We start from the raw sequence: 9,522 nt of genomic DNA, 5'->3' as shown, positions 1-9,522 counted from the left end.
GACTCGTTAGCTCAGTTGGTAGAGCATTTGACTTTTAATCAAAGGGTCACTGGTTCGAGCCCAGTACGGGTCATAAGAGCGGGTTTGGCGGAATTGGCAGACGCACCAGATTTAGGATCTGGCGCTTTAGGGCGTGGGGGTTCAAGTCCCTTAACCCGCATATAAGATAATAATGAGCCGGCTTAGCTCAGTTGGTAGAGCATCTGATTTGTAATCAGAGGGTCGCGTGTTCAAGTCATGTAGCCGGCATTTTTGAATAGGATGCGAACGTAGTTCAGTGGTAGAACATCACCTTGCCAAGGTGGGGGTCGCGGGTTCGAATCCCGTCGTTCGCTTGAGGCGGCCGGGGTGGCGGAACTGGCAGACGCACAGGACTTAAAATCCTGCGATTGGTAACGATCGTACCGGTTCGATTCCGGTCCTCGGCATAGACTTGTAAGAGGCAGTAGAAGAAGATGAGCACCCTTAGCTCAACTGGATAGAGTACCTGACTACGAATCAGGCGGTTAGAGGTTCGACTCCTCTAGGGTGCATTTGGCAGCGAAGCCTTAGGGCTCCGTTTTTAGATTGTTTAAACACCGGGAAGTAGCTCAGCTTGGTAGAGTACTTGGTTTGGGACCAAGGTGTCGCAGGTTCGAATCCTGTCTTCCCGACTAGATAACATAGAAGATAGATGTACTAATCTATCTTTTTGTTTTTAAGAAAACTGTATTTACAGTATTTATGACTTAGCTTACATAGGATTTAATTAGCGATAGAATCTTTTAGAACTTCTGGTCTTGTCTCTTTATATAATCCTATTTGAAAGCAAGGGATTTGATTATTCAACTAGGTTTAGATTGATTTTAAAGACTAGTGTTTCGGGTGTTTTCATCTATCATTCTGCTCGAATGTACTTTCCATTTGAGGCGAATAATATTAAAGATAAAAACCTCTGATAGCAGTGAATAGTTGCTTTCAGAGGTTTTTATATGTGCTGAGTTGGATTTACTACATCAAAGAGTATTCGTCAGATAACATAATGGTTTCTTTGCCCTTGTTATCAACGATGTAGACTTTTCTGGGAAAGAAAGGGTCAAATTGATAGTTTAAGTCAAATGAAATAATGGTGTTGAAGTTTTTTTGTGAGAATCGTAGAGATACTCTTCCTTGGCTATTGATGATTTCGAACTTGAGGACTGGGCGAAGTTCAAAGACTCCTTTGAGATTGTTATCAATAACGTACCAGAATGAGTCTATAATTTCTTCAGGGAGGCTCGTCATGATGCCAAAGCTGGCATATCGTCCGAGAGTATTTGTAAATGCCATGGGAGACTCCTTTCTTACAGTCTGGATTTTCTTATATGATACCCGAAAATGATTGAGATTGCAAGAATTTGACCTCTGGCAGGTCTGAATTAGATAAAAGAAAAAGAGCTTACGCTCTTTGACAACTTTATCGATTCTTTAGTTCAACATAACGTTTGTACCAAATATTGACATAAGCATCTGAAAATGGACCTCTTCCGTTGTTAATCCAATCAACTAGGATTTTGACATTTTCTTTGAGAATGAAATCCAAATCATCAGAATAGCGCATTTGCTTTTTGTGGCGTTCATATTCTTCTACATCCAACAGGCGTTTTTCACCATCAGCAAAGACTTTGACGTCTAAATCATAGTCAATGTATTTTAGAGCTTCATTATCCAGATAGTAAGGGCTGGCTAGGTTGCAGTAGTATGAAGTTCCATTGTCTCGAATCATGGCAATAATATTAAACCAGTATTTTTTATGAAAATAGACAATGGCTGGTTCACGTGTTACCCAACGTCGGCCATCACTTTCTGTTACCAGTGTGTGGTCATTAACACCAATAATAGCGTTTTCTGTTGTCTTTAGTACCATGGTATCTCGCCAGGTGCGGTGAAGATTCCCATCATGCTTATAACTTTGAATTGTAATAAAGTCGCCTTCTTTTGGAAGTTTCATAACTTACCAACTTTCTACAATTTATAAGTTTATCTTCTTTATTGTAACATATTTTCATAGAAATGCATAAGTTTTCATAGAAAATCTTAAAGATATTCTCTCAGAGCGCTAGCGATGTCGGAGAAATCATAGCCTTTGCGAGCTAGAGTTTGGGTCAGCCGCTGTTTTAAGTCATAGCCGTCGTACTTTTTTGAGTACTTGCGGTATTGTTTGTCTAGCTCTTTATAGAGCAGCTCTTGCTGGTTTTCTTGGTCTTCTTCGATTTCCAAATGCTGATAGGCGGTTTTGGCTTGGCTATAGGAAAAACCTTTGTTTATCAAGGATTGAAGTATTTTATCTTGTAAGGCCTTGCTGGGCAGTTTTCCCTGGTATTTTCTGAGCAGTTTTTGGGCAACCTTGTCTGTTAGTTCAGTGAAATCAAACCGGCCCAATTCTTCTTCTATGATAGTACTTGAGATCCCTTTTTGACTGAGTTTTTGCTTGAGAACAAAAGCGCCTTTGTCACCAGTGAGAAGGTTGGATTGGATAAAAGAGTTAGCATATTTTCTATCATTAATCCAATTATCTTTTTTTAGATTGTCCAAAACCTGGCTGATGGTTTCTGGTTGGATGTCGTGCTTCGTTAAGTAGTCTTTAACTTCCTTAGCGGTTCTTTGCTTGAAGGAGAGATGATAGAGGGCTAGATTTTTTCCGTAGGAAAATTGGGCATAGTCTTGAATTTCTGATAGCTCCTGCTCTGTGATTTCCATCCCTTTGGACAACATGAAGCGAACGATGGTGTCTTCTGTAATATAGAGCTTTTCACTGTCATCCAACTCCAAGAGGTAGAGTCTTTTTTTCTTTTCGATTTTTGTGATTTTCATAGGGGATTTTTGTAAAGTCCTTTCTTCTAGCTAAATGCTTCAAAGGCAGCTATCAAGCGTAGTTTGTCGGTATCAACATCCTTCCTGCCATAGTAGTCAAGAAAGAGCTCTGCATATTGAGGGTCAGATAAATTATAAGTAAGAGACCAGCTGGCCCAGTAAAGGTCAATGTGGCGATCACTGAGGCCAGCGAGGCCAAGGTCAATAAAGCAGGAGAAGGTTGATGCGTCTTTCAGAATGAAATTAGGCAAGCAGGCATCTCCATGAATCAAGGCATCCACCGTCAGTAAGTGTCCCTGCTCTTGGATAAGCTGGTATGCTTCCTCACGACTTGAGATGTGAAATTGAGGCAGCAAGGCTTTTTGATAAAAGCAACCTTTCCGATAATTTTCCGCTGCTTGTTCTTTATAGTGCTCGAGGCGATGCTGGATTGGGAAATGCTGGGCTTGGAGGCTGTGAAGTTTTCTGAGTGCGTCCGCCATCGTTTGGCAAAGTTCTTCTGGCTGTTGGAGAAAGGCTAGGGCGTCCTTGCCCTCGGCTTCTTTAGTCAGCAAGTAATCTTTATCTGTTGCCAGGTAGTGAATGACAGGCACACCGAGCCCTTGCTTCTCAAACCATTTGGCAAGTATAGCTTCTTGGGCTAACTGGCCTTTTTGGTCAATTTTCAAATAATAGCCAGTATCAACATAGAAAACACTGGCTGCAGAATGTGAGGAGCTGTCGTAAAAGTTGGCTCCCTCTAGATAAGTTCGTATTTGCTCAGGGAAATGGTCTAGTGGAAGGGATATTTTTTCTGATTTCATACTTTTATTGTAACATATTCTCAACTAATGCGAGGCAGCGTGGTATAATAGAAGCATGAATGTGAAAGTGAAGCAAAGAATCCCTTTGAAAATTAAGAAAATGGGGATTAATGGGGAAGGGATTGGATTTTATAAGAAAACGCTGGTCTTTGTGCCAGGGGCTTTGAAGGGTGAGGAAGTCTACTGTCAGGTGACCAAGGTTCAGCGTAATTTCATCGAGGCTAAGCTCTTGACTATCAACAAGCGGTCAAAATTTCGGGTGGAAGCGCCTTGTGAGATTTATGATAGCTGTGGGGGCTGTCAAATCATGCACCTCCACTATGACAAGCAGTTGGAGTTTAAGGAAGATTTGCTGCGTCAGGCCTTGAAAAAATTTGCGCCAGCTGGTTACGAAAACTACGAGATTCGTCCGACCATTGGTATGCAGGAGCCGCTCTATTATCGGGCCAAGTTGCAGTTTCAGACTCGGAAATTTAAGGATGAGGTCAAGGCGGGGCTCTATGCCCAGAATTCCCACTATCTGGTCTCGCTGAAAAACTGTCTAGTTCAGGACAAGGTAACGCAAAAGATCATAAATAAGGTAGCTCGGCTTTTAGGGAAGTATAGACTGCCCATCTATGATGAGAGAAAGACTGCTGGAGTACGTACCGTTATGATTCGTAGATCCAGAAAGACGGGTCAGGTGCAGATGATTTTTGTGACGGGGCGTAAGCTGGACTTTTCTCCAGTCGTTCGAGATCTAGTGGCTGAATTTCCTGAGTTGGAAACAGTGGCAGTTAATTATCATACGAGCAAGTCCAGTGAGATTTACGGGGATAAGACAGAGATTATCTGGGGCGAGGAGGCTATCCAAGAAGGGGTGCTGGACTATGAGTTCTCCCTGTCTCCTCGAGCTTTCTATCAGCTCAATCCTGAACAGACAGAGGTGCTCTACGGGGAGGCGGTTAAGGCGCTGGATGTAACGGAAGAAGACCATTTGATTGATGCCTATTGCGGGGTTGGGAGCATCGGCTTTGCCTTTGCTAAAAGGGTCAAGTCTTTGAGAGGTATGGACATCATCCCTGAGGCCATTGAAGACGCCAAGCGCAATGCCAAGCGCATGGGCTTTGACAATACTCTCTACGAGGCTGGAACGGCAGAGGAGATTATTCCTCGCTGGTATGCTGAGGGCTATCGGGCGAATGCCTTGATTGTCGACCCGCCGCGAACGGGTCTTGACGATAAGCTGCTGGAGACGATTGTCCGCTATGCACCTAAAAAGATGGTCTACGTTTCCTGCAATGTCTCAACTCTGGCTCGGGATTTGGTCAAGCTCTGTCAGGTCTACGATGTCCACTATATCCAGTCGGTTGATATGTTTCCGCATACTGCTCGGACCGAGGCAGTGGTGAAATTGTCTAAGAGAGATAGCACTCGGTTGAGTTAATCGGAAACGGATTGCTAGAGTTGGCAAAATCATTCTAAAAAGGACTTAGTTTTCTTGTAATACAGAGCTAAGTCTTTTCTTTTGTCAAAATTGCAAAGGTTTTATCGGAAGCGTAAGCTTGGAAGGTTAGTCTCTTCCTAATCTATTAGTCAAAAAAAAGAGAACACTCGTCAAGTGTTCTCCAATGATAATCAGTTATATTAGAATAAACCGAAGACTAGGACTGCAAGGACGGCACCAATAATTGGTCCGACAACAGGAATCCAAGCATAGCTCCAATCGCCATTTCCTTTGTTTGGAATCGGAAGGAGACTGTGCATGATGCGAGGTCCTAAGTCACGAGCCGGGTTTAGGGCATAACCTGTTGTTCCACCAAGCGAGAGACCAATTCCGACAATGAGTGTTCCGACTGCAAAAGTGCCAATGCCTGCTTGCAGCTTATAAAGTCCAAGAGCGAAGATAGTCAGTACAAGGACAAAAGTTCCAAGGATCTCGCTAATCAGGTTAGAGAAGGTATCTTTGATAGCTGGGCCTGTGCTGAATGTGCCTAGGACGTTAGCTGGATTTTCTTCAGCTAGATAGTGAGGTTTGAACTGTAGGAAGACGAGGAACTGTCCGACCATAGCACCTGCAAACTGAGCAAGGACGTAAGGAAGAACAGATGCCCAAGGCAAATCACCTTTCAGAGCTACTCCGATTGTTAGGGCAGGGTTCAGATGGGCTGGGCCAAGGTTGCCGGATACAAAAGCAGCGATGGCAACAGCGATCCCCCATCCCATGGTGATTACAATCCAGCCTGAATTGTGACTCTTAGTTTTGGGAAGAACCACACCTGCAACTACACCATTACCCAGAAGGAGCAAGAGCAGTGTTCCTAAAAATTCGCCAAATATTTCTTTCATCATCTATGTTACTCCATTTAAAAGAAGGGGTGGCAGACAGTTGTTAGTCTACCGCCTCTTCTTGTATTTTCTATTTTTTTAATTCTTCTAAATCGTTATTTGCAAGGGCAGCTTGTACGTCGTTTCGATAAGCTGCTTTTTCTTCTTCTGTCCAGTCGTAGAATCGTCCCATTTCATCCAGAACAGGCTCTACAATAGCATCTAAACCATCCCGCATAAAGAGCATGTGATTTGTCCGGCGAAGCAGGAAGTCGACTGGGCTGAGTGCTAATTCATTACGCATAGCATAATGCAGTGACAAGGTATCCGCTAGGCTGAGACCTGGTGCTTGCTCGATGCTGTGAGCGAGGGCAAAGACCTTAGGAACATTAGAACCGTAAAGGTTAGCAAGATGGAAGGCTTCCTTGCTGTCGAGGCCACGAGAGACGCCGAGTTGTGCAAAGGCTTCGATTTCGGAATCCACATTTGCTGGATTGAGCTCTCCGCCTGAAACAGGGTAGGTCTTAGAGTTGATGAGCTTGAAGCTGCGGTCAAATTCTGCTTTGAGGATTTCAACCACACGCTCCATAGCGCCTTCAGCCATCTTACGATAGTCCGTAATCTTACCGCCAGCAAGGGTCAAGAGACCATTGTTATCACGTTCCAAGCTGGAACCGCGGGACACAGCAGATGGATCCAAGTGTTTTTCAGAAGTGCTGCTTTCGAGTTGCGTAACAGCAGCTTCAACATCCTCACGAGATTTTTCTTTAGCCAGATAGCTCTCAACAGTTGCAATCAGTGCATTGAAACTTTCGTCGCTAATGGTACCGTTGTTTCCGCCGTTGTAGTCAGAAGCACTGTTTCCTGCAATCAGAGGACGCAGACCTGCCCAACTGCTTTCGATGTCGTCAATTGTGATATTTGCTTCTGGGAAGCGATTGTTGACAATGCCCAAGAGGTAATCCACATCTTCTTGTGTTACTTTTGGATGCTCAAGGTCGCCAGTGTAGTCGGTGTCTGTCGTACCAAAGTAGGTTTTATTTTCACGTGGAAGGACAAAGACCATCCGGCCGTCTCCCAAGCCTGTGTCAAAGTAGACTGGCTGAGAAACCTTGATCTTGCTAGAGTCAACTACCAAGTGAACACCCTTGGTTGGACGCATTTGTGAGTATTGCTCACCGGCATTTGACAGATTGCGTACCTTGTCGCTCCAAGGTCCAGTTGTGTTGATGACTAGGCGAGCCTTGATTTCAAAGACTTCATCCGTCAAGAGGTCACGCGCAACAACGCCTGTAATCTTTCCAGCTTCATCAAAGAGGAAGCCTTCTGCCTTGACATGGTTGGCAATCAATGCACCGTCTTGGTTGGCGCGTTTGATATTTTCAATCACGAGACGAGCGTCGTTGTTGCGGAAGTCAAGATAGACACCGCCGCCGACCAGACCTTCCTTCTTAAGTTCGGGTTCCCGCTCTAGCACTTCTTCCTTGCTCAAGACCTTGTTAGCAGCAGGAGTGTTGTTGACACCAGCCAAGAGGTCGTAAAGGTCCATAGCCACCTTGAGACGGAAGAGGCTGAAAGTAGCGCCATCTTCTTCATAGACAGGCAGCAGCATAGGATCTGGTTTTGGAATATGAGGGGCAATTTGCTGTACCACAGCGCGCTCAGAAACTGTATCTGAGACCACCTCTACGTCGAATTGCTTGAGGTAACGAAGTCCGCCGTGGACCAGCTTAGTCGAACGGCTAGAAGTTCCTTCTGCAAAATCCTGCATTTCAATCAGACCGGTCTCCAGGCCACTAGCTGCCGCTTGCAAGGCTACCCCAGCACCGGTAATCCCACCACCAATAATCAGGAGGTCTAAGGTGCGTTCCTGCATTTTTTTAATCGATAATTCACGTGTTTTCTTTGAGAATTCCATAATTACACACTTTCTAACTTAGTCGTTTCATGCTTCTACTGACTTGATTATCAAAATAAGAATCAGTATCAGTCGTCGATTTCTGCAAAGGCTTGAGTTGCCTTAACGGCTTTTTTCCATCCTTTGTAGAGTTGTTCCTTGCGGGATTCATTCATAGATGGTTCAAAGAGTTCTCCAGTTTCGTTGAGAGTGCGGAGTTCATCTAAGTCTTTCCAGTAGCCTACTGACAGTCCTGCCAAGAAGGCTGCACCAAGAGCAGTTGTTTCTAAGTTTTTGGCACGCGCAATATCGATTCCCAAAATGTCAGCTTGGAACTGCATGAGGAAGTTGTTCATAGCAGCACCGCCGTCGACTTTGAGGACTTGAATAGCTGTTTTAGCATCTACTTGCATAGTATCGATGATGTCGCGTACTTGGTAAGCGATAGATTGCAGGGTTGCCTTGATAAAGTCTTCCTTGCTGGTTCCGCGAGTCAAGCCGAAGACAGAACCACGCGCATTTTGATCCCAATATGGAGCTCCCAGTCCTGTAAAGGCAGGCACTACATAAACTTCATCGTTGTTATGAGAAGCAAGGGCATATTTTTCAGACTCAGGTGAATTTTCAACCATTCGAAGACCGTCGCGCAGCCATTGAATGGCACTTCCAGCAATGAAGATAGAACCTTCTAAGGCATAGTAAACCTTGCCGTTGATACCGTAACCAATCGTTGTCAAGAGGTTATTTTCAGACAGCTGCATCTCTTCACCAGTGTTCATGATGATGAAAGAACCAGTTCCGTATGTATTCTTAACCATACCAGGCTCAAAAGCTAACTGTCCAAAGAGAGCTGCTTGCTGATCACCAGCCATACCAGAGATTGGAACTTCTCCGCCGTAGAAATGGAATGGAGCAGTCTTGCCATAGATTTCTGAGTTAGATCGAACTTCTGGAAGCATAGCCTTTGGAATGTTAAGGATTTCCAAAATTTCGTCATCCCATTTTAGTTCCTTGATATTATAGAGCATAGTACGGGCTGCGTTTGAGTAGTCGGTCACGTGAGCCGCGCCGTCAGTCAATTTCCAAACCAACCAGGTATCAATGGTACCAAAGAGCAATTCGCCTTTTTCAGCTCTTTCTTGTGCACCCTCTACATGATCCAAAATCCAGCGAACCTTGGTAGCAGAAAAGTAAGCGTCAATAATCAAACCAGTCTTTTCATGGAATTTTTCCACATAGCCTTGGCTTTTCAGCTGTTCAGCCAGAGGAGCAGTCTGACGAGATTGCCAAACGATAGCATTGTAGATAGGAAGTCCTGTATTCTTATCCCAGACGACAGTTGTTTCACGCTGGTTGGTGATTCCGATAGCTTCGATTTGATTAGGTTTGACTCCACTTTCGATGAAGGCACCTGCGATAACGGATTGGACAGAGTTCCAAATTTCATTGGCATTATGCTCAACCCATCCAGCTTGAGGGAAAATCTGAGTAAATTCTTTTTGACTGGAGCTAACTTTTTCTCCTTTTTTGTTAAAGATGATGGCGCGTGAACTAGTAGTTCCTTGGTCGATGGCCATGATGTATTTTTCTTGTGACATGAACTGTCCTCCTGGTAAAAATCTTGAGGATGTTTCCTCTACAGTAACTAGTATATAAAATTAAACGCTTTCTTTTTTATCAACT

Annotated in this window: 8 protein-coding genes and 7 tRNA genes; 8 read left to right on the top strand and 7 right to left on the bottom strand. The window is 44.2% G+C overall.

Features of this window, described 5'->3' with window-relative positions:
- The 7 genes from HMPREF1150_RS09790 to HMPREF1150_RS09820 all read left to right on the top strand — a co-directional run bounded on the left by HMPREF1150_RS09790 (position 1) and on the right by HMPREF1150_RS09820 (position 653).
- Positions 1 to 73: transfer RNA gene (locus tag HMPREF1150_RS09790), tRNA-Lys, on the top strand.
- A 5-nt stretch (positions 74 to 78) separates the two neighbouring features.
- Positions 79 to 160 (top strand) — tRNA-Leu (locus HMPREF1150_RS09795).
- 16 nt (positions 161 to 176) lie between these two features.
- Positions 177 to 249, top strand: a tRNA-Thr gene (locus tag HMPREF1150_RS09800).
- Positions 250 to 263: 14 nt separating this feature from the next.
- Positions 264 to 335: transfer RNA gene (locus tag HMPREF1150_RS09805), tRNA-Gly, on the top strand.
- Positions 336 to 342: 7 nt separating this feature from the next.
- Positions 343 to 428, top strand: a tRNA-Leu gene (locus HMPREF1150_RS09810).
- Positions 429 to 459: 31 nt separating this feature from the next.
- A tRNA-Arg gene (locus HMPREF1150_RS09815) sits at positions 460 to 533 on the top strand.
- 46 nt (positions 534 to 579) lie between these two features.
- Positions 580 to 653 (top strand) — tRNA-Pro (locus HMPREF1150_RS09820).
- Positions 654 to 990: 337 nt separating this feature from the next.
- Here the strand turns inward: HMPREF1150_RS09820 and HMPREF1150_RS09825 are convergent.
- The 4 genes from HMPREF1150_RS09825 to HMPREF1150_RS09840 form a co-directional block, all read right to left on the bottom strand.
- A complete protein-coding gene (locus HMPREF1150_RS09825; protein WP_002905830.1) occupies positions 991 to 1,308 on the bottom strand; it encodes a DUF960 domain-containing protein in 318 nt (105 codons plus the stop codon).
- A 127-nt stretch (positions 1,309 to 1,435) separates the two neighbouring features.
- Positions 1,436 to 1,969, bottom strand: coding sequence for a DUF402 domain-containing protein (locus HMPREF1150_RS09830; RefSeq protein WP_009659076.1), 534 nt, complete (start codon positions 1,967 to 1,969; stop codon positions 1,436 to 1,438).
- An 86-nt stretch (positions 1,970 to 2,055) separates the two neighbouring features.
- Positions 2,056 to 2,832 carry a recombination regulator RecX gene (recX, locus tag HMPREF1150_RS09835; RefSeq protein WP_009659125.1) on the bottom strand — a complete coding sequence of 259 codons (777 nt, stop codon included), beginning with the start codon at positions 2,830 to 2,832 and terminating at the stop codon, positions 2,056 to 2,058.
- 26 nt (positions 2,833 to 2,858) lie between these two features.
- Positions 2,859 to 3,635, bottom strand: coding sequence for an aminoglycoside 3'-phosphotransferase (locus HMPREF1150_RS09840; protein WP_009659173.1), 777 nt, complete (start codon positions 3,633 to 3,635; stop codon positions 2,859 to 2,861).
- Positions 3,636 to 3,690: 55 nt separating this feature from the next.
- On the opposite strand from HMPREF1150_RS09840, the gene rlmD reads away from it, so the two are divergent.
- Positions 3,691 to 5,061 (top strand): 23S rRNA (uracil(1939)-C(5))-methyltransferase RlmD, encoded by a 1,371-nt coding sequence (rlmD, locus tag HMPREF1150_RS09845; RefSeq protein WP_032905344.1) that lies wholly within the window; start codon positions 3,691 to 3,693, stop codon positions 5,059 to 5,061.
- 200 nt (positions 5,062 to 5,261) lie between these two features.
- Here rlmD and HMPREF1150_RS09850 read toward each other — a convergent pair whose 3' ends face one another.
- The 3 genes from HMPREF1150_RS09850 to glpK form a co-directional block, all read right to left on the bottom strand.
- The gene (locus HMPREF1150_RS09850; RefSeq protein ID WP_002899687.1) at positions 5,262 to 5,966 is read right to left on the bottom strand and encodes an MIP/aquaporin family protein; all 705 of its coding nucleotides are present in this window, start codon (positions 5,964 to 5,966) and stop codon (positions 5,262 to 5,264) included.
- Between the two features lie 67 nt (positions 5,967 to 6,033).
- Positions 6,034 to 7,860, bottom strand: coding sequence for a type 1 glycerol-3-phosphate oxidase (gene glpO, locus HMPREF1150_RS09855; protein ID WP_009659148.1), 1,827 nt, complete (start codon positions 7,858 to 7,860; stop codon positions 6,034 to 6,036).
- Between the two features lie 68 nt (positions 7,861 to 7,928).
- Positions 7,929 to 9,437, bottom strand: a complete 1,509-nt coding sequence (gene glpK, locus HMPREF1150_RS09860) for a glycerol kinase GlpK (RefSeq protein WP_009659167.1) — start codon at positions 9,435 to 9,437, stop codon at positions 7,929 to 7,931.
- Positions 9,438 to 9,522: the final 85 nt, after the last annotated feature.

This window comes from Streptococcus sp. AS14 (assembly GCF_000286495.1).
In the GTDB taxonomy this organism is placed as follows: domain Bacteria; phylum Bacillota; class Bacilli; order Lactobacillales; family Streptococcaceae; genus Streptococcus; species Streptococcus sanguinis_P.
The sequence above is the reverse complement of the archived record's forward strand: the minus strand, read 5'-3'. Positions and strand labels throughout refer to the sequence as shown.

What these genes read in the sequence shown, in the direction of transcription:
- glpO (WP_009659148.1), bottom strand. Translation starts at nt 7,860, where the DNA reads ATGGAATTCTCAAAGAAAACACGTGAATTATCGATTAAAAAAATGCAG.
- recX (WP_009659125.1), bottom strand. Translation starts at nt 2,832, where the DNA reads ATGAAAATCACAAAAATCGAAAAGAAAAAAAGACTCTACCTCTTGGAG.
- HMPREF1150_RS09830 (WP_009659076.1), bottom strand. Translation starts at nt 1,969, where the DNA reads ATGAAACTTCCAAAAGAAGGCGACTTTATTACAATTCAAAGTTATAAG.
- HMPREF1150_RS09825 (WP_002905830.1), bottom strand. Translation starts at nt 1,308, where the DNA reads ATGGCATTTACAAATACTCTCGGACGATATGCCAGCTTTGGCATCATG.
- glpK (WP_009659167.1), bottom strand. Translation starts at nt 9,437, where the DNA reads ATGTCACAAGAAAAATACATCATGGCCATCGACCAAGGAACTACTAGT.
- HMPREF1150_RS09850 (WP_002899687.1), bottom strand. Translation starts at nt 5,966, where the DNA reads ATGATGAAAGAAATATTTGGCGAATTTTTAGGAACACTGCTCTTGCTC.
- rlmD (WP_032905344.1), top strand. Translation starts at nt 3,691, where the DNA reads ATGAATGTGAAAGTGAAGCAAAGAATCCCTTTGAAAATTAAGAAAATG.
- HMPREF1150_RS09840 (WP_009659173.1), bottom strand. Translation starts at nt 3,635, where the DNA reads ATGAAATCAGAAAAAATATCCCTTCCACTAGACCATTTCCCTGAGCAA.